This is a genomic window from Nocardioides sp. WJ219, assembly GCF_058559815.1.
The window spans coordinates 259915-284832 of the sequence record NZ_JBZUJV010000006.1 but is presented as its reverse complement, the minus strand read 5'-3'; the positions used below and the strand labels follow the sequence as shown (position 1 = coordinate 284832).

At 74.6% G+C, this 24918-nt stretch carries 22 protein-coding genes and 2 tRNA genes; 10 read left to right on the top strand and 14 right to left on the bottom strand.

Annotation, left to right across the window (positions count from 1 at the left end; genetic code table 11):
• Positions 1–284 precede the first annotated feature (284 nt).
• Positions 285–1268: a hypothetical protein gene (locus AC4MBH_RS16245; protein WP_491795993.1), complete on the top strand. Its 984-nt coding sequence runs from the start codon at positions 285–287 to the stop codon at positions 1266–1268.
• A 2-nt stretch (positions 1269–1270) separates the two neighbouring features.
• Here AC4MBH_RS16245 and AC4MBH_RS16240 read toward each other — a convergent pair whose 3' ends face one another.
• Entirely contained in the window at positions 1271–2503 is a 1233-nt protein-coding gene (locus AC4MBH_RS16240; RefSeq protein ID WP_491795992.1) for an acetyl-CoA hydrolase/transferase family protein, read from the bottom strand.
• A gap of 241 nt (positions 2504–2744) precedes the next feature.
• On the opposite strand from AC4MBH_RS16240, the gene AC4MBH_RS16235 reads away from it, so the two are divergent.
• Together AC4MBH_RS16235 and AC4MBH_RS16230 are read left to right on the top strand one after the other, a co-directional pair.
• Positions 2745–4580 (top strand): phosphoenolpyruvate carboxykinase (GTP), encoded by a 1836-nt coding sequence (locus tag AC4MBH_RS16235; protein WP_491795990.1) that lies wholly within the window; start codon positions 2745–2747, stop codon positions 4578–4580.
• 77 nt (positions 4581–4657) lie between these two features.
• Positions 4658–5665: a LuxR family transcriptional regulator gene (locus tag AC4MBH_RS16230; protein WP_491795988.1), complete on the top strand. Its 1008-nt coding sequence runs from the start codon at positions 4658–4660 to the stop codon at positions 5663–5665.
• 50 nt (positions 5666–5715) lie between these two features.
• Here AC4MBH_RS16230 and AC4MBH_RS16225 read toward each other — a convergent pair whose 3' ends face one another.
• The 3 genes from AC4MBH_RS16225 to AC4MBH_RS16215 all read right to left on the bottom strand — a co-directional run bounded on the left by AC4MBH_RS16225 (position 5716) and on the right by AC4MBH_RS16215 (position 6650).
• Positions 5716–5865 (bottom strand): hypothetical protein, encoded by a 150-nt coding sequence (locus AC4MBH_RS16225; RefSeq protein ID WP_491795986.1) that lies wholly within the window; start codon positions 5863–5865, stop codon positions 5716–5718.
• Between the two features lie 146 nt (positions 5866–6011).
• Positions 6012–6102 (bottom strand) — tRNA-Ser (locus AC4MBH_RS16220).
• A gap of 86 nt (positions 6103–6188) precedes the next feature.
• Complete coding sequence (locus tag AC4MBH_RS16215; protein ID WP_491795984.1) at positions 6189–6650, bottom strand: hypothetical protein; 462 nt, start codon at positions 6648–6650, stop codon at positions 6189–6191.
• A 116-nt stretch (positions 6651–6766) separates the two neighbouring features.
• On the opposite strand from AC4MBH_RS16215, the gene AC4MBH_RS16210 reads away from it, so the two are divergent.
• Both AC4MBH_RS16210 and AC4MBH_RS16205 read left to right on the top strand, forming a co-directional pair.
• On the top strand, positions 6767–7156 hold the full coding sequence (locus tag AC4MBH_RS16210; protein ID WP_491795982.1) for a hypothetical protein: 390 nt from the start codon (positions 6767–6769) through the stop codon (positions 7154–7156).
• 356 nt (positions 7157–7512) lie between these two features.
• Positions 7513–7597 (top strand) — tRNA-Ser (locus AC4MBH_RS16205).
• 63 nt (positions 7598–7660) lie between these two features.
• Here AC4MBH_RS16205 and AC4MBH_RS16200 read toward each other — a convergent pair.
• From AC4MBH_RS16200 to AC4MBH_RS16190, 3 genes are read right to left on the bottom strand one after another with little or no spacing between them, the layout of a single operon-like run.
• A complete protein-coding gene (locus tag AC4MBH_RS16200; RefSeq protein WP_491795980.1) occupies positions 7661–7888 on the bottom strand; it encodes a biotin/lipoyl-binding carrier protein in 228 nt (75 codons plus the stop codon).
• A gap of 44 nt (positions 7889–7932) precedes the next feature.
• A complete protein-coding gene (locus tag AC4MBH_RS16195; RefSeq protein WP_491795979.1) occupies positions 7933–9054 on the bottom strand; it encodes a hypothetical protein in 1122 nt (373 codons plus the stop codon).
• Between the two features lie 11 nt (positions 9055–9065).
• On the bottom strand, positions 9066–9845 hold the full coding sequence (locus AC4MBH_RS16190; RefSeq protein ID WP_491795977.1) for a carbon-nitrogen hydrolase family protein: 780 nt from the start codon (positions 9843–9845) through the stop codon (positions 9066–9068).
• A 25-nt stretch (positions 9846–9870) separates the two neighbouring features.
• Between AC4MBH_RS16190 and mobA the strand changes: the two genes are divergently transcribed.
• The 4 genes from mobA to AC4MBH_RS16170 are packed head-to-tail and all read left to right on the top strand — an operon-like array spanning position 9871 to position 12473.
• The gene (gene mobA / locus AC4MBH_RS16185) at positions 9871–10458 is read left to right on the top strand and encodes a molybdenum cofactor guanylyltransferase (protein ID WP_491795975.1); all 588 of its coding nucleotides are present in this window, start codon (positions 9871–9873) and stop codon (positions 10456–10458) included.
• Between the two features lie 56 nt (positions 10459–10514).
• Entirely contained in the window at positions 10515–10847 is a 333-nt protein-coding gene (locus AC4MBH_RS16180) for a DUF6457 domain-containing protein (protein WP_491795973.1), read from the top strand.
• A complete protein-coding gene (locus AC4MBH_RS16175) occupies positions 10844–11821 on the top strand; it encodes an NAD(P)H-quinone oxidoreductase (protein WP_491795971.1) in 978 nt (325 codons plus the stop codon). The genes AC4MBH_RS16180 and AC4MBH_RS16175 overlap by 4 nt, the downstream gene beginning before the upstream one ends.
• Positions 11822–11861: 40 nt before the next feature.
• Positions 11862–12473 (top strand): bacterial proteasome activator family protein, encoded by a 612-nt coding sequence (locus tag AC4MBH_RS16170; protein WP_491795969.1) that lies wholly within the window; start codon positions 11862–11864, stop codon positions 12471–12473.
• A 37-nt stretch (positions 12474–12510) separates the two neighbouring features.
• On the opposite strand, the gene AC4MBH_RS16165 is transcribed toward AC4MBH_RS16170, so the two are convergent.
• Genes AC4MBH_RS16165 through serS form a run of 5 tightly spaced genes read right to left on the bottom strand, consistent with a single transcriptional unit; the run spans position 12511 to position 16720 of the window.
• Positions 12511–13302 carry a hypothetical protein gene (locus AC4MBH_RS16165; RefSeq protein ID WP_491795967.1) on the bottom strand — a complete coding sequence of 264 codons (792 nt, stop codon included), beginning with the start codon at positions 13300–13302 and terminating at the stop codon, positions 12511–12513.
• A 7-nt stretch (positions 13303–13309) separates the two neighbouring features.
• On the bottom strand, positions 13310–14095 hold the full coding sequence (locus AC4MBH_RS16160; RefSeq protein WP_491795965.1) for an HAD family hydrolase: 786 nt from the start codon (positions 14093–14095) through the stop codon (positions 13310–13312).
• Entirely contained in the window at positions 14095–14598 is a 504-nt protein-coding gene (locus tag AC4MBH_RS16155) for a GNAT family N-acetyltransferase (RefSeq protein WP_491795964.1), read from the bottom strand. The genes AC4MBH_RS16160 and AC4MBH_RS16155 overlap by 1 nt, the downstream gene beginning before the upstream one ends.
• Entirely contained in the window at positions 14595–15458 is an 864-nt protein-coding gene (locus AC4MBH_RS16150) for an HAD family hydrolase (protein WP_491795963.1), read from the bottom strand. The genes AC4MBH_RS16155 and AC4MBH_RS16150 overlap by 4 nt, the downstream gene beginning before the upstream one ends.
• A complete protein-coding gene (gene serS / locus AC4MBH_RS16145) occupies positions 15455–16720 on the bottom strand; it encodes a serine--tRNA ligase (RefSeq protein WP_491795961.1) in 1266 nt (421 codons plus the stop codon). The genes AC4MBH_RS16150 and serS overlap by 4 nt, the downstream gene beginning before the upstream one ends.
• Before the next feature lie 95 nt (positions 16721–16815).
• Between serS and AC4MBH_RS16140 the strand changes: the two genes are divergently transcribed.
• A complete protein-coding gene (locus tag AC4MBH_RS16140; protein ID WP_491795959.1) occupies positions 16816–18435 on the top strand; it encodes a bifunctional phosphatase PAP2/diacylglycerol kinase family protein in 1620 nt (539 codons plus the stop codon).
• Positions 18436–18473: 38 nt separating this feature from the next.
• Here AC4MBH_RS16140 and AC4MBH_RS16135 read toward each other — a convergent pair whose 3' ends face one another.
• Together AC4MBH_RS16135 and AC4MBH_RS16130 are read right to left on the bottom strand one after the other, a co-directional pair.
• Complete coding sequence (locus AC4MBH_RS16135; protein ID WP_491795958.1) at positions 18474–18980, bottom strand: DUF427 domain-containing protein; 507 nt, start codon at positions 18978–18980, stop codon at positions 18474–18476.
• 82 nt (positions 18981–19062) lie between these two features.
• Positions 19063–24909 carry an Ig-like domain-containing protein gene (locus AC4MBH_RS16130; RefSeq protein ID WP_491795956.1) on the bottom strand — a complete coding sequence of 1949 codons (5847 nt, stop codon included), beginning with the start codon at positions 24907–24909 and terminating at the stop codon, positions 19063–19065.
• Between the last annotated feature and the right edge of the window lie 9 nt (positions 24910–24918).

Below are 24918 nucleotides of genomic sequence, written 5' to 3'. Positions count from 1 at the left end.
TCTTGCGGCCGACGTCGGCCGCCCCGACCGGCGAAGCCGACCCCCTGGCGGCCGACGACGGACGCAATCCGCCCGCCGGACGACCAACAAGCACAGCACGTCGTCCAGCGGCCGGTACTTCTTGCGGCCGGCGCCGGCCGCCCCGACCGGCGAAGCCGACCCCCTGGCGGCCGACGCCGGACGCAATCCGCCCGCCGGACGACCAATGAAACAGGGACGTTGGTCCTCTCGACTCCGGACTTTTGCTGCCTCCGGGCCGCGGCGCCCGCGCCGAGGATGGACCCGTGACCACGCTCCTGCCCGCCATCACCCCCGTCCTGCCCGCCCACGAGCGCTGGTTCGTGGAGTCCCACGCCGCCGGGGACTGGTCCTTCTTCTTCTCCCCGCTGCCGCTGGTGCTGACCGCCGCGGTGGTCGTCGTGGCCGTCGTCTGGCGGCTCGCGTCGACCCGGGTCAACCGACCGGAGCTGCCGGTCCTGGCGCCGTTGGGTCGCCTGGCCCCCTGGATCCCCCGGCTGCTCGGCATCCACCTCGGCGTGGCGCTGCTGGCGCTCGCCGCGACCGGCGCGTTCCTCGTCCCGTCCAACGACCACCTGGAGGGCTTCGGCGGCAACGCGCTGCTGCTGGTCGAGGCCGCCCTCGGCGTCTGGCTGATCACCGGGTACCGCCTGCGTGCCGCCGCCGCGCTGGTGCTCGCCCTCGGCCCGGCGCTGTCCTTCGTCGCCGGCCCGACGGCCCTGGGCGAGTGCGCCAACCTGGCCGCCGTCGCGGCGTTCCTCGTCGTGCTGCCCCCGGGCCAGGACGCGTACGGCGCCGTCCGCGCGAGCGCCCAGGACCTCCGCCGCGCGCTGCTCCTCCTGCGCCTGGGCGTGGGCACGGCCCTGATCGTGCTGGCGTTCACCGAGAAGCTGACCAACCCGGCCATGGCCATCGAGACCCTCGAGGCCTACCCCGCGCTCGACGTCTTCGGTCTCGTCGGCATCGACCTGGCGCCCGAGACGTTCGTCGCGATCGCGGGTGCGACCGAGCTGCTGTTCGGCCTGCTCGTGATCAGCGGGGCGTTCCCGCAGGTCGCGGTGCTGGTGGCGATGGTGCCGTTCAACGCGACGCTGCTGTTGTTCGGCCAGACCGAGATGGTCGGTCACCTGCCGGTGTACGGCGTGTTCCTCGCGCTGCTCGTCTACGGCTCCAACGCCCGCACGGCCGCCGACGTCGCCTGGCTCCCGGCCCTCCCGCGGCGGCGTACCCGGTCACTGGCCGCGGCCTGACCTCACCCGGGTGACGGCAGGAGGCCGAGCTCGACGGCCTCCTCGCGCAGCTCGTCGCGGACGTCGGGGTGGGCCGCGTTGTCGATCAGGCCGCGGGCCTGGGCCGACTGGTCGCGGCCGAACATGTCGGCGACGCCCTGCTCGGTGACGACGGTGCTCATCTGGAACGACGTCACCGGCTCCTCGACCAGCGGCACGATCGTCGACACGTCGGCACGCGGGTGCCACGAGCGCAGCGCGATGAACGCCTGCCCGCCCGAGCTGTGGAGGGCCCCGACGATGAAGTCGGTCTGGCCACCGAAGCCGGAGTGGATGCGGGCGCCGATCCGCGACGCGTTGGCCTGGCCGAACAGGTCGACCTGCAGGGCGGTGTTGACGCTGACCATCGCCGGGTTGCGCGCGATCCGGCCCGGGTCGTTGGCCACCTCGGTGCGGACCATCCGGATCCGCTCGTTGCCGTCGACCCACTCCAGGAGCTCCTCGGAGCCGAAGAGGAACGACGCCGTGATCGGCGTCGTGGGGTCCAGCGCGCCGGCCCGCTCCAGGGCCAGCACCGAGTCGGAGAACATCTCGGTCCACACCCGCAGGTCGCGGCGTCCCACCAGTCCGTGCAGGGTCGCGTCGGGGACGGCGCCGATGCCGGCCTGCAGCGTCGCACCGTCGGGCACCCGCTCGGCCACCGAGGCGCCGATCTGCGCGGCGGCGTCGTCGACGGGCACGTGCGCGGGCGGCGCCAGGACCTCGTCGGCCTCGACGAGGACGTCGACCTGGTCGAGGTCGAGCTCGGCGTCGCCGAAGGTCCACGGCATCCGGTCGTTGACCTGGGCGATCACGACGCCGCCCCGGCGGCGTACGGCCTCGACGGCGGCGGGCAGCACGTTGACCTCGGTGCCGAGCGAGAGCCGGCCGCCCCGCGGGCGGGTGGTGTGCAGCAGCACCGCGTCGGGCACCTGCGCCGTGCCCAGCAGCAGCGGCACCAGCGAGAGCCGCGACGGGACGTAGCTCAGCCGCGGCCGGCGCCGCATGCCCGGACCGACGAACGAGGTCTCCAGCGTCACGCCCTCGCGATCGGGCAGCCCAGGCTGGCCGTTGAGCGCCCACAGCCGGTAGGAGTCGAGCGCGGCGTCGACCAGCCCGAGCGTGTGCCAGGGGGTGGCGTGGTTGCCGCTGACGACCAGGCGGGGGTCGGGAGGGAGGCGCCGCAGGGCGTCGGAGAGGTCCACGGCGTCCATCACAGCAGACCCGCGAGTGCCCCTCGGACGCCCCGGGCCGGCCGTGTGACGTGGCCCACGGACCTTGGATCGGTCCAATTCATCCCGCCCGATCCGGGCGCTAGCCTCGCCAGATCCGAGGTCGCCCGCAACGTCGCACCGCGATCACACCACGTCTCCAGACACACCGTCGACACGCTCGACGGCCGGCAACGACGGGCCCCGGCCCTCGCCGCCGCGAATCCGCGAGAGGGAAGAGCACCGCATGACCGCCACGCAGGACCACAGCACCGACCGGGCCGACGCGCCGACCACCCACCAGGGGATCCTCGACTTCGTCGCCGAGGTCGCCGCGCTCACCCAGCCCGACGCCATCCACTGGTGCACCGGCTCCGACGAGGAGTGGACCGCGCTGACCGACGCCCTCGTCGGCACCGGCACCTTCACCCGCCTCGACCCGGCGATCAAGCCCAACTCCTTCCACGCCGCCAGCGACCCGATCGACGTCGCGCGCGTCGAGGACCGCACCTACATCTGCTCGGTCGACGAGAAGGACTGCGGCCCCACCAACAACTGGATGGACCCCGAGGAGATGAAGGGGGTCATGCGCGGGCTGTACGCCGGCTGCATGAAGGGCCGCACGATGTACGTCATCCCGTTCGTGATGGGCCACCTCGAGGCCGAGCAGCCGATGTTCGGCGTCGAGCTCACCGACTCGGCGTACGTCACCGTCTCGATGCGCGTGATGGCCCGGATGGGCAGCCACGTGCTGGAGCGGATGACCGAGCTCGACGCGCCGTTCGTGCGCGCCATCCACTCCGTCGGCCACCCGCTCGCCCCGGGCCAGGCCGACGTGTCGTGGCCGTGCAACGACACCAAGTACATCGTGCAGCTCCCCGAGGAGCGCGCGATCTGGTCCTTCGGCTCCGGCTACGGCGGCAACGCGCTGCTGGGCAAGAAGTGCTACGCGCTGCGGATCGCCTCGGTGATGGCCCGCGACGAGGGCTGGCTCGCCGAGCACATGCTGATCCTCAAGCTCACCAGCCCGGCCGGGGTGACCAAGTACGTCGCCGCCGCCTTCCCGAGTGCCTGCGGCAAGACCAACCTGGCCATGCTCAAGCCGACCATCCCCGGGTGGAAGGTCGAGTCGATCGGCGACGACATCGCCTGGATGCGCATCGGCGAGGACGGCCGGCTCTGGGCGGTCAACCCCGAGTACGGCTTCTTCGGGGTCGCGCCCGGCACCAACGAGCACACCAACCCGCACGCGATGTCGACCATCAACAAGGGCAACTCGGTCTTCACCAACGTCGCGCTCACCGAGGACGGCGACGTCTGGTGGGAGGGGCTGGAGAACCCGCCGGCCCGGGCGACGTCCTGGAAGGGCGAGGAGTGGACGCCGGAGTCGGACGTCGTCTCCAGCCACCCCAACAGCCGCTACTGCACCCCGATCAAGCAGTGCGACATCCTCGCCCCCGAGTTCGACGACCCGCGCGGCGTGCCGATCGACGCGATCCTCTTCGGCGGGCGCCGCAAGACGACCGTCCCGCTGGTCTTCGAGGCCCGCGACTGGACCCACGGCACGTTCCTCGGGGCGACGCTGTCGTCGGAGACCACCGCGGCCGCGGTCGGCGCCACCGGCGTCGTGCGCCGCGACCCGATGGCGATGCTGCCGTTCATCGGCTACAACGCCGGCGACTACTTCAGCCACTGGATCAGCATCGGCAAGGACAACGACGAGGCCAAGCTGCCCCGGATCTTCTACGTCAACTGGTTCCGCCGCGACGAGGACGGCGGCTTCCTGTGGCCCGGCTTCGGCGAGAACTCCCGCGTGCTGAAGTGGGTCGTCGAGCGCATCGACGGGCAGGCCGCCTCGGTCGAGACCCCGATCGGCCACGTCCCGGCCCCGGGCTCGCTCGACGTCGACGGCCTCGACCTGAGCGACGACGCCCTCGCCGCCGCGCTGCGCGTCGACGCCGACGAGTGGCGCGCCGAGCTGCCGCAGATCCAGGAGTGGTTCGAGAAGTTCGGCGACGACCTGCCCGCCGTCCTCTGGACCGAGCTCGACGGACTTCGCGCCCGCTTGGAGAACACCGTCTGATTGGTCGCCCCGCGGGCGTCTCTCCCCCTCGATAGGATCAGCACGCACGCCCGGGACAGGCGCGAGGAGGGGACGTCATGGTGCACGGCCCCGACTCGCGCGCGCTCTTCGCCGAGGGCGGTGCGTCGCTGTACGACGAGATCGTCATGGACGGGGGGATCGCCGCCGGCGACCCGCGCGTCGCCGACGACGGGCCGCAGCGCACGGCGTTCGCGCTGCTGGTCGAGCTCGGGCTGCTCCAGGTCGACCGGGAGACCGGTCGCTGGGTGCCCGAGGACCCGGCCACGGTCCAGTCGCGCGTGGTCTCGCCGCTGAGCCAGCAGGCCGCGCAGCTGCTCGAGGAGTCCTCGCAGTGGGCGCGCACGTTCGGGGCGCTGAGCCAGTCGTGGCGCCGCTCCCCGCTCTCGCAGGCCCGCGGGCCGTTCAGCTACCTGCACCTGGAGTCGATCGGCCCGTTCCTCGCCGGCCTGGTCTCCGACTGCGAGGAGGAGATGCTCACCGCCCAGCCGCAGGCCGGCCGCGACCCGGCGTCGCTGGCCGCGGCGGCGCTGCGCGACACCGCGGCGATCGAGCGGGGCGTCAAGATGCGCACGCTCTACCAGCACAGCGCCCGGCGCAGCGCCTTCACGGCCAAGTACGTCGCCGCGGTGACCGAGCGGGGCGCCGAGGTGCGCACGCTCGACGAGTTCTTCAACCGGATGATCGTCGTCGACCGTCGGGTGGCGGTGATCCCGGCCAGCGACGACCTCACCAGTGCGGTCGCGGTCCGGGAGCCGTCGGTGGTCGCCTACCTCGTCGACATCTTCGAGCGCACCTGGGAGCGGGCCCGGCCGTTCAACAACAAGGAGACGACCACCCTCAAGGGCATCGCCGCGGAGCAGCGGGCGATGACGATCCGGATGCTCGTCGAGGGCCACTCCGACCAGGTGAGCGCCAAGCGGCTCGGGGTCAGCCCGCGCACGTACGCCGGCTACGTCGCCGACCTGAAGGCGGAGTACGAGTGCGAGACCCGCTTCCAGCTCGGCTACGCGATGAGCCAGGCCGGGGTGTCCGGGCACGAGCCCACCGACGACGACGACGCCTGAGCCGCAGGGGCTCAGGCGTCGTCGGACGTCGGTAGGTCAGGCCACCCGGATCAGGGGGCCTTGGGGAGGGTGGGACGGCAGCCGCCGCCGCAACCCCAGCTGGAGTCGCCGGCCTGGGCCGCCGGGGCGGAGAGGCCGACCATCGAGACACCGAGGACCGCAGCGGCCACGGAGAGACAGAGCTTGCGCGCGAGCGTCATGGGGATTTCCACACCTTCTGGTCGCGGGCCCACGGAATGGCCCGTCGGTTCTCGCAGAGGGTAACCCCCACGGCCGGGCCACCGCCAGGGTCCCGGGGACACCGTCGGTCCGTCCCCAGCGTGGTGGCTGGCGACGGACGTCGCGGCGGAGGCGGAGGGATTTGAACCCTCGATGGGGTTGTAGCCCCAAACCCGCTTAGCAGGCGGGCGCCATAGACCGGACTAGGCGACGCCTCCTCGCCACACCGGGGTGCGGCGTGAGCAGGCTACAAGGCTCGGGCGACCGGCGGCGAATCGGTTCCGCCCCGGTCGGGTCGAGGGACTCAGCGCCGACGGCCGGCGGCGTCGAGCCGCGCCTTGACGTCGTCGGCGAAGCGGTCGCGGCCGACCGCCAGCATCGCGACCGGGATCGAGGTGGTCGAGCCGTCGCGGCGCCGCAGGACGACGCAGGGCACCCCCCGCGGGTGCGCCGCCGCGGCCTCCTCGACCTCGTCCCAGCGTCCCTCCGCCACGCCCACCCCGCGCACGAACCGCACGTGGTAGCCGGCGTCGGTGAGCCGGACGACGTAGGCGCGCGACCGCATCCAGCCAGCCCCGCCCAGCACCGCGACGAGCCCGGCGACGACGAGCAGCACGATGACGTCGGCCGGCCACGACCAGGCGAACGCGGCGGCGGCGTAGCCGAAGACCAGCACGGCGACCACCAGGAGCCCCAGCCCGACGAGCCGGGCCGCGAACGCGGGCGCCAGCCGGTAGTCGGTCACTCCCGTCGCGCCGTCGCTCACGGCACCATCCTCCCAGGCCGCTCCCGGGGCGTGCCGCCCGGCCGGGTGACCCGGCTTGCCACTACCGCGCCCGACGGTCATGCTCGATGACCACCGTCACACGCCCTGGAGAGCCGATGACCAGCGCCACCCTCTCGGCCGCCCTCCGCGGCCTGGCCGCTGCCAACGAGGCACCCCGGCGCGAGGGTCCCGGCCTGGGCAGCTGGCGGTGGACGATGCGCCAGCGGATGACCGCCGTGCGCGACGCCCTGCTGGAGGAGACCGGCAGCGCCCGCGGCGACGACGGCGACGGCTGGCTCGCCGCCCGCGGCGGCACCGCCTTCCGCGAGCGCAACGCCCTCCTGATGCGCCTGGGCACCCTCGGCACCCGCGTCCTCGAGGACGCCGACGTCCCCGCCGTCCGGGCCGAGGTCGCCCGCCTCGTCGCCGACGTCACCCACCACGTCCAGCGCCTCAACGACCTCGCCTACGACGCGGTCGAGATGGAGCTCGGCGGGTCGGAGTAGCCCGGTCGCCGGTGGGCGACCGAGCGGTCGGGCGAGGGTCGACCCGTCATTCCCGCGCGATCGAACGGGAACGGCAGATCCGAGACACCGAAAACTGCCGTTGCCGCGCGATCGAACGGGAACGACAGATCCGCGACACCGAAAACTGTCATTGCCGCGCGATCGAACGGGAACGGCAGATCCGCGACACCGAAAACTGTCATTGCCGCGCGATCGCGCGGGAACGGCAACCCCGCGCCACCGCGGACGGGGTCGGAGCGGCGCGGCGGCGCCGTGCGTCCCGGTTCGACGCCGCCGGCCGCAGCCGGGTCGGAGACCCTAGACTGCTGCGGGTCCGGCGCCGCCAGCGCCGGCACGGAGGGGTGCCGGAGCGGCCGATCGGAACCGCCTTGAAAGCGGTCGTGGGGAGACCCACCGCGGGTTCGAATCCCGCCCCCTCTGCTCACACTGCCCGTCCGGCGGGCGGTACTTCTCGCGGGACGCAATCCGCCCGACGGACGACGATCAGACCAGCGTGATCAGGATGTCGCCCTCCTGGACGACGTCGCCGGGGGCGACCTTGACCGCGACGACGGTGCCGGCGGTCTCGGCGACGACGGGGATCTCCATCTTCATCGACTCCAGCAGCACGACCTCGTCGCCGACGGCGACGGCGGCGCCGGTGGCGACGGCGACCTCCAGCACGTTGCCGACCATCTCGGCGAGGATGTCGACGCGGTGTTCCCTGGGCATGTCGGCGACGCTAGCCGTTACCCCCGGGTACCCCGAAGCCGGGATCAGTACAGCGCCCGGCCCCGTGGGGGCTCGGGCCGGAGCGCGGCGGCCTGCTCGGCGGCGCGGCTGCGGCGCCCGCGGGAGCCGCGCGTCGAGCCGGTGAGGAAGAGGTCGAGGCGGATGACCACGAGGCCGACCACGAGGCCGACGAGGAGCCCGTAGAGGACCGACAGGCCGCTCTCGGTGCGCGAGATCGCCGGATTGGCGAGCGAGTTGGCGACGGCGGAGGTGGCGGCGGCGCCGAACGCGCACACCCACCAGCCCTGCCGCCGGCGGGCGCGCATGTGGCAGCCGTAGGCGAGGGCCGGTACGCCGAGCACGGCGACGATCGGGCGCGGGAAGGCGCCGAGCTCGCGGCGGCTCCACCGCACGACGTCGAGCGACGACGACACGAGGTCAGAAGCGCCGTAGCGGCGCAGCAGCTCGGCGTACAGCAGGGTCGCGGCGAGCACGACGCCGCCGACGACGACGATCACGACGCCGCGCCGGCCGAGGCCGTGCAGGCCGGCGCCGAGGCGGTAGACGACGGCGAAGGCGCCGACGAGGGCGAGCCCGAAGGTGGCGTACTCGAACCGGGTGACGGTCAGGGTCGGCTCGAAGCCGAGGGTCGCCAGGGCGCCGACCGCGGCGATCAGCACCGCGATCACGCTCTCGCGCACCGCGCGCCACGACGTCACCGCCGGCACCGTGGCCATCACCCCCAGCACGGCCGCGACCACGGCGGTCAGCACCGCGGCGCCGGTGCGTAGCGAGTCCTGGTCGATGAGCAGGACGGCGACCCCGAGCACCAGCGCGAGCGACCCGAACACGACCGGCCGTCCGCCGGTGCGCGCCGCGAGCGCCCACGAGTACGCCGAGACGACGACGACGCTGCCGGCCTCGCCGAGCCACGACGGCCCGACCGGCACCATCGCGCACACCAGGGCCGCGAGCCCGGCCGCGACGAGCACGAACCAGGCCACGACGGGCAGGCGGCTCTCGCCGATCGCGGCCACCCGGTCGCCCCAGGAGCGGCGGGTCGGACGCGCCGGCTCAGGCTCGGGCGCCGCGACGTCCGCCGGGGCCGGTTCGGCCGGCGGGGCCGAGGTGGCTCCGTCGCGACGACGACCGATGGCTCTGGACACGGGCGATCAGGTTACAGACGACGGTTGCGCAACGACGGGTTGGTCGCGCGGGCGTCGGCGAGCGCGTCGCGCCGCAGCTCGGCGCGCACGACCTCGGGACCGTCGCCGGCCTCGGCGAGCACGTCGCCCATCGGGTCGACCGCCATCGAGTGCCCGGTGTAGCGCGGGGCCGGCTGACCGGCGGCGACCACGAAGACGGTGTTCTCGATCGCACGGGCGCGCAGCAGGGTGCGCCAGTGGTCGACCTTGCGCGGTCCAGCCACCCAGGCGGCCGGCACCACGAGGACCTCGGCCCCGGCGTCGACGAGAAGGCGCGCCATCTCGGGGAACCGCAGGTCGTAGCAGGTCATCAGCCCGACGGCCCAGCCCCCGACGGTGACCACCACCGGTGCCGGGTCGCCGGCGAGCAGCCGGTCGGACTCGCGGTAGCCGAACGAGTCGTAGAGGTGCACCTTGCGGTAGGCCGCCGTCTCCGCGCCGCGCACCACCAGCGTGTTGAAGGGCCGGGCGGGGTCGTGGCTGGTCTCGAACTGCCCGGCGACGACGGTGGTCCGGGCGGCCTCGGCCACGCGGCCGACCTCGGTGGCGAACGGACCCGTCACCGGCTCGGCGTGGGCGCTCACGTCGGAGCCGGCCTCGCCGAAGTCGCGCGCGAACGCCTCGGGCCAGACCACGAGGTGGGCGTCGTCGGGCGTGAGCTCGGCAAGCCGGGCCCGGTTGACGTCCGGGTCGAGGCTCGAGGGCTCCTGCACCAGGGCGATGCGCATCACGTCCGTCGGGTCTGCGGTCACCGGTCCAGGGTGGCACGCTTGCCCCGTGACCACGGCCGCGCCGTTGACCGGCTACCTGACCGGCTACTGCGCCATCGTGCTGGCCGGCGGGCGGGCCACCCGGCTCGGCGGCTTCGACAAGGGGTCGGTGGAGGTCGACGGCCGGACGCTGCTCGCCCACGCGGTCGAGGCGGTCGTCGACGCCGCCGAGGTGGTCGTCGTCGGTGAGCAGGTGCCCACCGACCGGCCGGTCACGTTCGTCGTCGAGGAGCCGCGGTACGGCGGTCCGGTCGCCGCGCTGCTGACGGGCCTCGACTCGCTGCTGCGGCGTACGCCGACGGTCGCGGTGCTGGCCGTCGACATGCCCCGCGTCGGCCCGTCGACCCTCCGCCGGCTGCACGAGGCGGCCGCCGGGCACGACGGCGCCGTGCTGGTGGGGCCCGACGGGCGACGTCAGCTCGCGTTCGTCGTCGATCGCGAGCGGCTGGAGGCGGTCCGCCCCGACCACGAGGGCCAGCACGGCCACCCGATGCACCGGCTGCTCGCGCCCCTCGACCTCGCCGAGGTGCCGGCCACGGGCGCCGAGCACCGTGACGTCGACACCTGGGCCGACCTCCGCGACCTCGCCGACTGACGCCGTTCGCGCGCCGACGGTTGCGCACGCCGGTGGATCGTGTCCAGGGTGGACCCGTGAACCTCCACGACTGGATCGACGAGCTCTGCGACGTGCTCGACCTCGAGACCGAGGTCGACGAAGGACTGCTGAACGACCTGGCCGAGCTGGCGCACGACAACGTCGACCCGGCGGCCGGAGCGGTGACGGCCTACCTGCTCGGCTACGCCGCCGGAGGCCAGTCGGCCGGACCCGCGACGGTCGAGCGGCTGGCCGCCCGGGCCCAGGAGCTCGCCGAGTCCTGGGACCGCCCGGCCACGGCGCCCGACCCCGTCGACATCGACGACGAGATCCCCGACGACCGGGGCATCGACCACGCCGGCGAGCTCGACGACGAGGAGACCGCGTGAGGGCGGTCGTCGCCGACGGCGCCGGCGGACCGGAGGTCCTCTCGGTCCAGGACCTCCCCGACGTGCAGCCGGGTCCCGGCGAGGTCGCGATCGCGGTCGCGGCCACGGCGGTCAACCGCGCCGACACCCTGCAGCGCAAGGGCTTCTACCCGCCGCCGCCCGGGGCGAGCGACGTGATCGGCCTCGAGTGCAGCGGCACGGTGGCGGCCCTCGGCGAGGGTGTCGACGGCTGGGCGGTCGGCGACGAGGTGTGCGCGCTGCTGGCCGGCGGCGGCTACGCCTCGCGGGTCGTCGTACCGGCCGGACAGGTGATGCCGGTGCCGGCCGGCGTCGACCTGGTCACCGCCGCCGCGCTGCCCGAGGTGGCGTGCACGGTGTGGTCCAACGTGTTCATGGTCGCCGGGCTCACGCCCGAGGAGTCCTTCCTGGTCCACGGCGGCGCGGGCGGCATCGGCACCTTTGCGATCCAGCTCGCCCACGCCCTGGGGTCGCGGGTGCTCACGACCGCCGGGACGCCCGAGAAGCTGGCGTTCTGCGAGGGGCTCGGTGCCGACGTCGCCATCAACTACCGCGACCAGGACTTCGTCGAGGTGGCACGCGCGGCCACCGACGGGGCGGGGGTCGACGTCATCCTCGACAACATGGGCGCGTCCTACCTGGGACGCAACGTCGACGCCCTCGCCACCGAGGGCCGGCTCGTGGTGATCGGCATGCAGGGCGGGGTCAAGGGCGAGCTCGACCTCTCCACCCTGCTCGGCAAGCGCGCCGCGGTGATCGCGACGTCGCTGCGCGGCCGCCCGCCCGCGGGCAAGGCCGCGATCTGCGCCTCGGTCGTCGAGCACGTGTGGCCGCTGGTCGCCGACGGCACCGTGCGGCCGATCGTGGAGACCACGATGCCGCTCGACGACGTCCGCGCCGCGCACGAGCTGATGGACGCCGGGTCCCACACCGGGAAGATCGTGCTGACCCTGTAGGGGTGGCTCCCGATCAGGGCCCGCTCGATACCGTGGAGCCATGAGCCAGGAGCAGCAGCCCGAGGTCGAGCAGGAGCAGCAGGTCGTCATCATCGGCCCCGACGGCAAGGCGATCGGGACGGTGCCGGCCTCCGCGCTGCCCGACGCCCCCGGCGCCGAGGCCGCCGACGGCGACGGCGAGCGCAACCTGACCGACCTCGTGGAGCAGCCGGCCAAGGTGATGCGGATCGGCAGCATGATCCGCCAGCTCCTCGAGGAGGTGAAGGCCGCGCCGCTCGACGAGGCCAGCCGCGCGCGGCTCAAGGAGATCCACGCCTCCTCGATCAAGGAGCTCGAGCAGGGCCTGGCCCCCGAGCTCGTCGAGGAGCTGCAGCGCCTCTCGCTCCCCTTCGCCGACGGAACCCCGTCGGAGGGGGAGCTGCGGATCGCCCAGGCCCAGCTCGTCGGGTGGCTCGAGGGGCTCTTCCACGGCATCCAGACCGCGATGTACGCCCAGCAGCTGGCCGCCCGCGCCCAGTTCGAGCAGATGCGCCGCGCGCTCCCGCCCGGCATGGGCCTGCCCGGGCAGTCGAGCGCCGACGCGGTGGCCGGCGGTGCCGCCGCCACGCCTCAGGACGACGAGCGCCCCGGCTCCGGCGGCATGTACCTCTGACCCCTCTGCGACCCGTGGAACCCCTGGCCGGGACCGGTCAGCGGGTCCGCCGCCGGCCCATCCGGCGGGCGAGCAGCAGGCCGAGGACGCCCACGATCACCAGTGCCAGGCCCGGCGCCGCGGCCCGGTCGAAGGACTGGCTGTCTCCGAGCGTCGAGCACGACCGCTCGTCGTCGAGGCTCAGCGCGTCGCCGGTCTCTGGGCACAGGTAGCCGACCTCGACGACGTCCGGCGCGGGCGGGGTCTCGTCGGTGCCGGGCGGTCGCCCGTCGCCGAAGGTGCCGGCGAGCTCGGTGCGCACCTCCGCGTCGACGAGCTGGACCCGGCCGCAGCCGGCGACGACGTAGCGGTCGGCGTCGACGGTGGTGTCGAAGAGCCGCAGGCGGTGGTCGTCGACGCCCGTGCCCAACGAGGGTGGCGTCGTCGGGGGGGCCGTGGTCGGCGGCGCGCCGGGCGTCGCCTGCTCCTGCTGGGCGCCGCCGCCCGCACCGCCCGTGCCGCCGGTGCCGGTGGGTCCGGCCTGCCCCTGCCCGATGCCGAGGCCGCACTCCTCGAGGTCGACCGAGGCCTGCACCGAGACGCGCCGCGTCGGCACGTCGGTGTCGCCGAAGACCTCGTCGACGGCCACCTGGTAGACCCGCACCATCTGGCCGTCGTCGATCTCGTTGCGCAGCCGCACGAAGACCCCGGTGAAGACCGCTCGCTCACCCGCGAGCCGGGCCCCGTCGGCCGGGCGGACGTCGGCGCGCGCCGGGGACGCGACCGACGGCGCGCCGACGGCGAGGACGGCGATCACGGCGGCCACCAGGGTGCGCAGGGTGGAGGTCACGCGCACATCACAACAGATCCGGGTCGATGGCGACCAGCCGGGCCAGGGTCTGCGCGACCCCGTCGGCGTCATGGGGCGGGGCCACGTGGTCGGCCGCCGCGAGCACCGAGCGGTGGGCGTTGGCCACGGCGTACGACGTGCCGGCCCACGCCAGCATCGGCAGGTCGTTGGGCATGTCACCGAACGCCACGACGTCGACGTCCGACACCCCGAGGTCGGCCGCGACCTCGGCCAGTGCGGCGGCCTTGGTCACTCCGAGAGCGCTGATCTCGACCAGGCCGGGCATCGACCAGGTCACCGTCGCGGCGTCGCCGACGGCCGACCGCACGCGCTCCTGCAGGTCGACGGGGGCCAGGGAGGGGTGCCGCACGAGGACCTTGGTGACGTCATCGCCCCAGTGCCGCTCCAGGGGCCCGACGCGGGTGCTGGGGTCGTCGCGGAACCCGTCGGACTCGACCGCGAGGCCGGTGAGGTCCTCCAGCGCCAGCTGGGCGCCGGGGACGGCGGCACGCACCGCGTCGGCGACGACGAGCCCGGCCTCCCGCTCGATGCCGCGCAGCCGGCGCACCTCGCCCGCGGCGACGTCGTAGACGACCGCGCCGTTGCCGGCGACCGCCACGCCGTGCGCCCCGACCATCGCCCACAGGTGGGTCATCCACCGCAGCGGCCGGCCGGTGACGAAGACCACGGGCACGCCGGCGTCCTCCACCGCGGCGAGCACCCGACGGGTCGCCCCGGAGACCGTGCCGTCGGAGCGCAGCAGGGTGCCGTCGAGGTCCGTGGCGACCAGCATCAGGTCGCGTCCCGCGCCAGGGGGCGCGCCATCACGAGCAGACCCTCGTCGTCGCTGCCGCGCAGCTCGGTGAAGCCGGCCTTGGCCAGCACCCGCACGCTGGCCCGGTTGGTCGGCTCGGTCCGGGCGCGGACCCGGACGCCGACCCGGTCGGTCTCGGCCAGCACCCCGCGCAGCGCCTCCGTCGCCAGGCCGCGGCCGCGGACGGCGGCCACCAGCCCGTAGCCGACCTCGACCTCCGGGGGGTCGTCGCCGTCCGGCGCGGGCGGGGGGCCGAAGAAGCCGAGCGAACCCACCGCCACCCGGTCGACCACGACGTGCCGCGGGCCCCAGCAGCTCGGACCGCGCACCATCGTGGCTGCGTCGACGTCGTCGGGGCGCGGGTAGTCGGGGTGCCACCGCTCCTGGCGGCGACCGGCGAGCATGTCGGCGGCGTCGGTCTCGGTGACCAGGATCAGCCGCACCCGGTCGGTGGTCACGACCTCCGGGATCGACACGGTCACGGGAACCAGCGTGCGAGCTCGACCGCGACCCCGTCGTCGTACACGGTCTCGGTGACGTGGTGGGCGGCCTCGCGGACCACCTCGATCGCCTGGCCCATCGCGACCCCGCGCCCGGCCCACTGCAGCATCTCGATGTCGTTGCGGCCGTCGCCGATGGCCAGCACGTCGGCGGAGGTGAGGCCGAGCTCGGCGCACACGTGGTCGAGTCCGGAGGCCTTGGAGACGCCGACGGGGGTCAGGTCGAGCCAGGCGGTCCAGCCGACGACGTAGTCGGTGCCGTGCAACCCGAGACCGGCGGCCAGGGCGACGAAGTCGTCGGCGGTGGCGTCGGGGTCGCGGATGATCACCCGGCTGACGGGGTGGCGCACCAGGTCGGCGACGTCGGTCGGGATCATCTCGCCCGAGAGCTCGCCGTCGGGGAACGGCGTGCTGACGCGGTAGCCGCGACCGCGCTCCTCGATGGCGACCCGGGCGGTCGGCCGCTGCTCGAGGATCGCCTGCACCGCCGGGCCGGCGTCGAAGACCTCCTCGTGGACGACCTCGATCTCGTGGCCGGGCAGGTAGCGGAAGATCACCGCGCCGTTGCTGGCCACGACCCAGAGCTTCTCCTCCTCGTGGCCGGTCAGCCCGAGGAGGTCGGCGATCGCGGTCATCCCGTGCGGGGACCGCCCCGAGGCGAGGACGACGTGCGCCCCGGCCGCCAGGGCCCGGTGCACGGCGTCGTGGACCGGCGGCGTGATCGTCTCGTAGACCGTGCCGCCGCCCTCGACCCAGGCCAGCAGCGTGCCGTCGATGTCGAGCGCGACGAGGCCCGGCTGCCAGCCGACGCTCCCGGGCTCCCTCACGCGGGGGTCGCTCATGCCTGCGGCTTCAGGACCTCGAGGCCCCCGAGGTAGGGGCGCAGCGCCTCGGGCACGCGCACCGACCCGTCCTCCTGCTGGTGGGTCTCGAGCAGCGCGATCATCGGCCGGTTGGTCGAGCAGAGCGTGCCGTTGAGGGTGGCCACCGGGACGGTGCCGCCGTCGCTGCGGGTGCGGATGTCGAGCCGCCGGCTCTGGAAGTCGGTGCAGTTGGACGTCGACGTGAGCTCGCGGTAGCGGCCCTGGGAGGCGATCCAGGCCTCGCAGTCGAACTTGCGCTGGGCCGACGTACCGAGGTCGCCGGCGGCCACGTCGATGACGCGGTAGTGCAGCTCGAGCAGGTCGAGGAACTCCTTCTCCCACTGCAGCAGCCGCTGGTGCTCGGCGTAGGACTCCTCGACGGTGGTGTAGACGAACATCTCGACCTTGTCGAACCAGTGCACCCGGAAGATCCCGCGGGTGTCCTTGCCGTGCGAGCCGGCCTCCTTGCGGAAGCAGGAGCTGAACGCCGCGTAGCGCAGCGGGAGCGTGGCAACGTCGAGGATCTCGTCGGAGTGGTAGGCCGCCATCGGCACCTCGGAGGTGCCGACGAGGTAGAGGTCCTGGCCCTCGATGCGGTAGACGTCGTCGGCCGCCTGGCCGAGGAAGCCGGTGCCCTCCATGGCGCGCGACTTGACCAGCGCCGGGGCCACGACCTCGGTGAACCCGTTGGCCGCGGCCGTGTCGAGGGCGAGGTTGACCAGCGCCCGGTGCAGCCGGGCCCCGACGCCGGTGAAGAAGTAGAACCGCGACCCGGAGACCTTGGCGCCGCGCTCGAGGTCGATGGCCCGCAGCATCCGGCCCAGCTCGACGTGGTCGCGCGGCTCGAAGTCGAACTCCGGCTTGGCGCCGCGGGTCTCGAGCACGACGTAGTCGTCCTCGCCACCGGCGGGCGCCTCGTCGGCGGCGGGGTTGGGGATCGAGCGGATCGCGGCGTCCCAGGCCTCGTCGGCGGCCACCCGCGCCGCCTCGGCGTCCTTGACCTCGGCGGCGAGGGTGCGGGTCTGCGCGAGGAGGTCCTGCTTCTCCTCGGCGCTGGCCCTCGGGATCAGCCCGCCGAGCCGCTTCTGCTCGGACCGCTTGGCCTCGAACGCCGTGATCGCGGCCCGCCGCTCGGCGTCGGCCGCGAGGGCCAGGTCGACCACGTCGCCGGACAGACCGCGCTTGGCCTGGGCGGCACGCACGCGGTCGGGGTCGTCTCGCAGGAGGCGGGCGTCGATCATGCGATGAGGCTATCCGCCCGCCCGGACGCGGCTCACCTGGGCGTTCGCCATACTTGGTCGTTCATCCCGGCCCGACCCTGCCCGAAGGACCGCCGTTGCTCGACCGCCCTCGCACCACCCCGCTCGCGTGGGGGCTGGGATGCCTCGTCGCGCTCGCGCTGCTGACGGTCGCCGTCGCCACCGACGCCTCCTGGCTGGTCGACCTCGACGGCCGCGGACGCAGCGCGCGCCGCTGGGCGGTCGACGACGCCGGCCTCATCTCGGCGCTGCGCGTGGTCGAGGAGGTCTTCAACGCCATCCCGATGACGCTGTACACGATCGTGCTCTGCGTCGCGATCTACTACAAGGGCCACCGCCGCGCCGCCGAGTACGCCGCCGGCGTGATGGTCGTGACCGCGTTGCTCACCTCAGGGATCAAGGCGCTGAGCGCGCGCACCCGACCCGAGTGGCAGTACCCGGAGCGGCTGCTCGACAACGGCGCCTTCCCGTCGGGGCACGCGTCCGGGATCGCGTCGTTCGGCGCGGTGGCCATCGTGCTGGTGGTGATGCTCGTGCGCCGCGGCGGCATCCGCCGGCTGATCAGCGCGGTCGTGCTGGTCGTGGTGGTGGTCGTCTGCCTCGACCGCGTGCTCCTCGGCCGGCACTACCCCTCCGACGTGGTGGGCGGCGTCCTGCTCGGGGTCGGCGTCGCGCTGGTCGCGCTGTCGGTGTTCAGCCCGCTGCCGGTCAGCCACGCGGTCAACGCCGAGCCGCTGCCCCAGGCGCTGCCGTCGGCCCGGCGGCTGGCCGTCGTCCTCAACCCGATCAAGGTCGAGGACGTCGACGTCTTCAGGTCGACGGTGACCGCGCTCGCCCGCGAGGCCGGCTGGCAGGACCCGACCTGGCACCTGACCACCCCGGAGGACTCCGGGACCGGGCAGGCCGAGGAGGCCTCGCTCGCCGGCGCCGACCTGGTGATCGTGTGCGGTGGCGACGGCACCGTGCGCGAGGTGTGCGCCGAGCTCGCCGGCACCGGCATCCCGGTCGGCATCGTCCCGGCGGGCACCGGCAACCTGCTGGCCCGCAACCTCGACATCCCGCTCTACATCCGCGCCGCCATCGACATCGCGCTCACCGGCCAGGACCGCGCGATCGACATGGTCGCCGTCCGCGGCGACCGGGTGGTCGAGGGCGACCCCCACGCCGACCCGGAGGAGGCCCCCGGCGACTTCGAGAGCCACTTCCTGGTGATGGCCGGGATGGGCTTCGACGCCGCGATCATGGAGGGCGTCAACGAGGAGATCAAGAAGAAGGTCGGCTGGCTGGCCTACGTGCTCTCGGCGCTGCGGTCGCTGATGTTCCCGCCGACCTCGGTGGAGATCTCCGTCGACGGCGGCGACTACACCAAGCACCGCGCGCGCACGGTCGTGGTCGGCAACGTCGGCTACCTCCAGGCCGGCATGCCGCTGCTGCCCGACGCCGCGATCGACGACGGCCAGCTCGACGTCGTGCTGCTCTACCCGCGCCGCTTCCTGTCGTGGATCCCGCTCGCCGTCCGGGTGCTGGCCAAGCGGTCCCACACCGACGACACCATCAACCGGATGACGGGTCGCACGGTCTCCATCCGCGCCAGCGCGCCGACCCCCCGCCAGCTCGACGGCGACTCGATCGGCTCCGGACGCGAGCTGCACATGGAGTGCATCCACGGCCGGCTGCTGGTCCGGGTGCCGCGCTAGCCGGGTCCGCGGGGGCGCTCGAGGGGGCCCGTCGGATATCACCAGCCCCAGGTGCCCGGCTCGCCCTTGAACGGGCCGACCACCCGCGAGGTGATCCAGCCGCCGTAGAACCCGCCGGCCTGGGCCTGCACGACCTCCCCGTCGACCAGGCACCGGTCGACCTGACCGGGCATCACCGAGACGGCGCCCTCCAGGTCGGCGAAGCGGGCGGTCGGGTCGAGGTAGGTCCAGGCGGCGCGAGGCGCGACGGCGCCGCCGCCGAGGACGTCGTAGTAGGACGCCTGCCCCTTCCACTCGCAGTGCGACGAGCCGTCGGCCTCGCGCAGCGCCCCCGCGACGAACGCCTCGCGCGGGAGGTAGTACGTCGGCGGGTGGCTGGTCTCGAGGACCCGCCACGAGCGGGTGGTCGTCGCGACCACCTCGCCGCCGAGGACCACCTCGACGGTCTCGTGGGAGACCTCCAGCGCCGGCGGGCGCGGGTAGTCCCAGCACGACTCCTGTCCGGGTCCGGGCTTGGTGCGCTCGCTGTCACGTGGGTGCCGCATCTCCCCAGTGAACCCGCTCCGGCGCCCTACCGGTCCACCCCTGGCGTCGGGCGGCGGCGGGTGACCAGCGGCGGCGGGCGGATCAGCCGAGGGGGGCGGGGACGCGGGGGGCGACGTCGTCCTGGCCGGGCCCGGTGCGGTGGACGTCGCGGCCGGGGCCACCGACCATCAGGTCGCGTCCGGGTCCGCCGACAAGAAGGTCGTCGCCGGCGTCGCCGAAGAGGGCGTCGCGCTCGTCGCCGCCGACCAGCCGGTCGGCGCCGCCGCCACCGCAGAGCAGGTCGCGCTGCCCGCCGCCGAGGACGACGTCGTCGCCGCCGCGGGCGAGGACGACGTCGGCGTCGGCCGAGGCGGCGATGCGGTCGGGACCGTCGCTGCCGACGACCAGTCGCACGACCCGGCGACCGGTGCCGCTGACGTTGCGGGCGGTGACGACGACCCGGGCGGTGCCCTGGACGCCGGGCGCGGGCCGCAGCACCAGCTGGAGGCGGTCGTCGCCGTCGCCGCGGCCGGGCAGCGAGATCCGGGAGACCGGGAGCAGCCGGACGTTGCTGGAGGTGACCGTCAGGGTGGTCGGCAGGTCGGGGCTGAGCCGGAGGCCCACCCGCGCCTGGCCGCCCACGCACCCGTGGTCGAACACGACGCCCAGGGCCGGCGGGTGGGTGGTCGACCAGGCGACCGACACCGGCCCGGCAGCCGCCGAGCGGTTGCCGGCGGGGTCCGCCACGGCGCCGGCTGCGACGGCCACGGCGACCGCGCCGCGACGCGTCATCCCGGTGGCGGTGACCTCGAAGGACGCGGGGCCGGTGCGCTCCACGACGACGCCGGTGGCGCCGGCCGACCCGCCGAGGACCACGTCGGCGGCGCTGAGGTCGCTGACCGGCTCGTCGGCGGTGACCACGAGGACCACCTCGCGCTCGCGGACGGGGTCGGGCTGGCCGGGGCCGCGGGTGATCGTGAGCGTCGGCGCGGTGGCGTCGTAGGCGTGGGTGAGCGTCGCCGCGACGGTGCTCGGGTTGCCGGCGGTGTCGGTGGCGGCACCCGCCGGGAGGTCGACGGTGGCGCCGTCGCCGGCGGCGTCGAACACCAGCGTCGCGGTGTACGACGTCCCCGACCCGGTCAGGTCGGAGACGGTCGCGCCGGTGACGACGAGGTCGGACAGGCCGAACCCGGTCACGGGCTCGGTGAACTCGATCGCCAGCGGCACCGAGGCGTCGTTGGTCGGGTCTCCCCCGGGCGTCGACAGCTCGACGCCCGGGGCCGTGAGGTCGGCGGCGCGGGTGAGCGAGGCGGTGAGGCTGGCGTTGCCGCCGACGTCGGTCGCGGCGCCGTCGGCGACCGTGAGGGTCACGTCGCCGTCGTCGGCGGGCGTGACCGTCACGGCGTACGTCGTCCCCGTGCCGGTGAGCCCGGAGGCGCTGCCGTTGGTGACCGCGAGGTCGCCGGCGGTCAGGCCGGTGACCGGCTCGGAGAAGACGAGGTCGACGGTGAACGGGCCGTCGACGGGGCCGGCCGCCGCCGCGAGCGCGACGCTCGGCCGTGACAGGTCGACGGAGCGGACCAGCGTCGCCGACGCGGGGTTGGTGTTGCCGGCGTCGTCGGCGACGGCGCCGGCCTCGACGGCCACCGAGCAGTCGCCCTCGGCGGCAGCGGTGAGCAGCACCGAGAAGCCGGTCCGCGTCGTGGTCAGGTCGCTCGCCGTGCAGCCCGACGTCGCGAGGTCGTCGAGGGTCAGGCCGTCCACCCCCTCGGAGAAGGTGCCGGTCACGGTGAAGGGCGCGTTGAACGGTCCCGCGGGTGCGTCGAGGCTGACGGTGGGGCGGGTGCCGTCGTAGCGGCGGCTGATCGGGGCCGAGGCGGTGCTCGGGTTGCCTGCGGCGTCGGTCACGGCGCCGGCCGGCAGCCCGACGACGACGTCGCCGTCGGTGGCCGGGGTAACGGTGACAGTCCAGGTGGTGCCCGACCCGGCGACGGCCGAGGCGGTGCCGTTGGTGACGGCCACGTCGGCAGCGGTCAGGCCGGTGACCGGCTCGCCGAAGGTCAGCGTGACGGTGAAGGGGGCGTTGACCGGACCGGCCGGGGCCGTCAGCAGCGCCGACGGTGCGCTGAGGTCGGCGAGGCGGGTGGTCGCGTCGGCGGTGCTCGGGTTGCCGGCGGCGTCGGCTGCAGCGGCGTCGGGCACCGAGACGGTCACGTCGCCGTCGGCGGTGGGCGTCACCACGACGGCGTACGACGCCCCGGAGCCGCTCAGCGGGCCCACGGTCGCGTTGGTCACGACGACGTCGCTCGCCGTCAGACCGGTGACGGCCTCGGAGAACTCGAGGTCGACCGTGAACGGCCCCGACACCGGGCCCGCGGGGGCCGAGAGGGTCAGGGTCGGCCGCACGGAGTCGAAGGCGCGGGTGAGCGCGGTGGCGGCGGTGGAGGCGTTGCCGGCCGCGTCGACGGCGGCGCCGGCGGGCATCGCGACGGTGACGGCACCCTGGCCGGACGGCGTCACCAGGACGGAGTAGGCGGCGCCCGAGCCCTGGAGGTCCGACGCCGTGCCGCCGGTGACGGTCAGGTCGCCGACGGCGAGACCCGTGACGGGCTCGGAGAAGTCGACGGTGACCCGGAACGGCGCGTTGAACGGGCCGGCGCCGGCGCCGAGGGTGGCGGTCGGCCGCGTGCCGTCGAAGGCCCGGGTCAGCGCGGCGGAGGCGGTGCTGGTGTTGCCCGCGGCGTCGGCGGCAGCGCCCGCGGGCACCTGCACCGTGACCGGTCCGTCGCCCGCAGCGGTGACCACGACGTCGTAGGTCCGGCCGCCGTCGGAGGTCGTCACCGCCCCGGCAGCGCCGTTGGTGACGACGAGGTCGTCGGCGGTGAACCCGGCGACCGGCTCGGTGAAGGTCGCGGTCACGGTGAACGGCCCGGGGAACGGGCCGGCGGGGGCGCTCAGCGCGACGTCGGGCCGGGTGAGGTCGGCGGTGCGGGTGAGCCGGGTCGCGGCCGTGTTGCCGTTGCTCGCGGCGTCGAAGGCCACGTTGCCCGGCAGGTCGACGGTCACCGGGCCGTCGGCGGCGGGCGTCACCGTCACGGCGTACGTCGTGCCGGAGCCGGTGACGCCGGTGACCTGGCCGTTGCTGACGGTGAGGTCGCCGGCCACGAAGCCGGTGACGGGCTCGGAGAACGTCGCGGTGACCGTGAACGGGCCCCGCACGGGTCCGGGCGGTGCGGTGAGCGTGGCCGTGGCCCGGGTGGCGTCGTAGCCGCGGACGAGCTGCGACGCGGCCGTGCTGGCGTTGCCGGCCGGGTCGGCGGCGGCCCCGGCCGGTAGGTCGACCCGCACGGTGCCGTCGGCGGCGGGGATGACGGTGACGGTGTAGGTGGCGCCCGACCCGTTCAGCTGCGAGGCGGTCCCGTTGGTCACTGCGAGGTCGGACAGGGTGACACCGGTGACCGGCTCGGCAAAGGTCAACGCGACGGTGAACGGCGCGTTGAACGGCCCCGCCGCGGCGGAGAGGGTGGCCGTCGGCGCGGTGAGGTCGGCCGTGCGGCTGAGCCTGGTCGCGGTCGTGTTGGTGTTGCCCGCGGCGTCCTGGACCGTCGCGGCCGGGAGGTCGAGCGTCACGGTGCCGTCGCCGGTGGGCGTGACCCGGACCGTGTACGACGCCCCGCTGCCGGTCAGTCCGCCGATCGTCGCGCCGGTCACCTGGAGGTCGCCGAGCGCCAGACCGGTGACGGGCTCGCTGAAGACCACCGTGGCGTCGAACGGACCGTTGAGCGGTCCGGCCGGTGCGTCGAGGGCGGCGGCGGGTCGGGTGGTGTCGACGGTCGCGGTGGACCCGGACAACGGCAGGTTGCCCGTCGCCAGCGGCTTCCCGACGGCGTCGGTGAGGGTGGCGTCGGCGCGGACCCGGAGCGCGAGGGTCCCGTCGCCGGACAGGGCGGGAAGGGTCAGCCGGAACAGGCCGGGCTCGAGCAGCAGGGCCTGGACGGCGCCGTGGGCGGCGGTCCCGGTGGCGGAGGTCGCGACGTCGTCGGGGTCCAGACCCTCGACGGGCTCGCTGAACCGGACGTCCCAGCTCACCTGGTCGCGCACCGGTCCGGTGCCGACGCGGGTGATCGAGACGACGTGGGGCCGGTCGTCGCTGATCGCGGTCGCCGCGGCGGTGTCGTCGGTCGGGTCGCCGTCGACGTTGTCGGTGGCGGCGATGGACGCCGTCCGGGTGACGACCGTGCCGGGGGGTCGGCCGGTGGCGAGGCGGCCTCGAACGGTGATCGTGCCGCTCTCGCCGGGGGCGAGACCGGAGACGGTCCACCGCAGCGGGCTGGTGGACGTCTGCTCGACGGTGACACCGGGGGCGTCGACCGTCGCCGACGCGTCGACCACGTCGGCGTCGTCGGTCAGCGCGAGGACGGCGCCGTCGATCTCGCTGAGGCTGGCAGTGGCGTTGCGGAACCCGAGCGTCCAGGCGATCTGGTCACCCGCGTCGATGCCGGCGACCGGCGCGGCGGGCGCGGCCGGCGTCACGGCGAGCGTCACGCCGAGGTCGGCCTCGATGCGGCGGGGGCCGTCGATCAGCCGCGACCAGGCGTCGGACGTGCCGGCGGGGAGCGCACCGGTGGCCTCGCCGCCCCACGTGGTCAGCGAGGTGCCGTACGACGCCTCGCTCCACGCGATCGCCGGGGCCGTCGGCTGGGTGTTCGAGGTGGCGCGCAGCGTGCTGAGCCGGGCCTGGTCGAGCACGGTGACCGGCGAGGTCGGCTCGAACCTGGCCGCCTCGACCTGGTGGTCGGCGCCCGAGCGCGACACCCACGCCACGACGGCCTGGCCGTCGACGTTGGTGGTCAGCGACGGAGCCAGCTGGTCGTCGGAGGAGGCCACCACGGTGGTGACGGGGCCGAGCTCCGGTGCACCGGCGCCGACGGTGACGGGGGAGACGACGACGCGGGCGGCGCCCGACGCGGGCTGCTCCGACCAGCCGACGAGGGCACGCGCCCCGAGCGCGGTGACGGTGACGTCCGTGGCGTCGACGCCGGGGGCGTCGACCGGGCCACCGAGGGTGGCGAGGGTGGCGTCGGTGGTGAGCACCCGGGCGACGCTGTCGTCGTCCGTGTCGGCGGTCCAGGCGACCACGACGTCGCCCGACGCGGTGACGGCCACGGCGGGCGCGCGCTCGGCCAAGCTGTCGCCGGCGGCGCTGAGGGACTGCTCGGTGACGACGGTGCCGCCGGCGGCGACCCGGCCGCCCCGGACCTCGGTGCCGGTGGGCAGGTCGGCCTGCCACACCAGGACGGTCGAGCCATCGCCGGAGACGGCCAGGTCGGGGGCGCGGTTGTCGAGGGTGGTGCTCGCGGGCGTGCCGGGCGGTCGCTGGGACTGCACCACCGGTGTCCCGACCGGGGCGACACCCTCGACGCGCCGGGTGACGACCTGCATCTGGGTGTTGTCGACGGTGCCGCTCTCGCCGTCGAGCGCGTCCTGCGCCCAGGCGACCACGAAGCCGTCACCGGTGCGGTCGAAGGCCACGGCGGGCTCGACGTTGTCGGACCCGCCGGTGCCGGACGCGACGGTGATCGGGGCGCCGACGGGCTGCCCCGTCGTGGCGTCGACGAAGCGCCCGAGCAGGTCCTGGGTGGTGCCGTTGGACCCCAGCGCGGGGTCGATCACGCGGGTGGACGACCAGACGACGAGGAACCGGTTGCCGACCGGGTCGTAGGCGACGTCGCTCTCGCCGACGGCCGTGCCCACGGGCTGGGCGCCGAGGCGGGCCTCGCTGCTGCCGATGGGCGCCCGGGCGACCGGCGCGACGGAGGTCGCGGTGGAGGTCGCGGTGGAGGGCGCGGTGGAGGGCGCGGCCGCGGCGGCCGGCGTACCGGGGATCGCGACGGTCAGGACGCCACCGGTGAGGGCGGCGGCGAGGGTCAGGTGCAGCAGTCGGGTCACGGGGTCGCC

Bases quoted from the DNA above. Each gene is read 5' to 3' on its own strand.
- AC4MBH_RS16150 (WP_491795963.1), bottom strand. From the start codon at position 15,458: ATGAGCGACCCCCGCGTGAGGGAGCCCGGGAGCGTCGGCTGGCAGCCG.
- AC4MBH_RS16170 (WP_491795969.1), top strand. From the start codon at position 11,862: ATGAGCCAGGAGCAGCAGCCCGAGGTCGAGCAGGAGCAGCAGGTCGTC.
- serS (WP_491795961.1), bottom strand. From the start codon at position 16,720: ATGATCGACGCCCGCCTCCTGCGAGACGACCCCGACCGCGTGCGTGCC.
- AC4MBH_RS16225 (WP_491795986.1), bottom strand. From the start codon at position 5,865: ATGACGCTCGCGCGCAAGCTCTGTCTCTCCGTGGCCGCTGCGGTCCTC.
- AC4MBH_RS16160 (WP_491795965.1), bottom strand. From the start codon at position 14,095: ATGCTGGTCGCCACGGACCTCGACGGCACCCTGCTGCGCTCCGACGGC.
- AC4MBH_RS16235 (WP_491795990.1), top strand. From the start codon at position 2,745: ATGACCGCCACGCAGGACCACAGCACCGACCGGGCCGACGCGCCGACC.
- AC4MBH_RS16200 (WP_491795980.1), bottom strand. From the start codon at position 7,888: ATGCCCAGGGAACACCGCGTCGACATCCTCGCCGAGATGGTCGGCAAC.
- AC4MBH_RS16210 (WP_491795982.1), top strand. From the start codon at position 6,767: ATGACCAGCGCCACCCTCTCGGCCGCCCTCCGCGGCCTGGCCGCTGCC.
- AC4MBH_RS16230 (WP_491795988.1), top strand. From the start codon at position 4,658: ATGGTGCACGGCCCCGACTCGCGCGCGCTCTTCGCCGAGGGCGGTGCG.
- AC4MBH_RS16135 (WP_491795958.1), bottom strand. From the start codon at position 18,980: ATGCGGCACCCACGTGACAGCGAGCGCACCAAGCCCGGACCCGGACAG.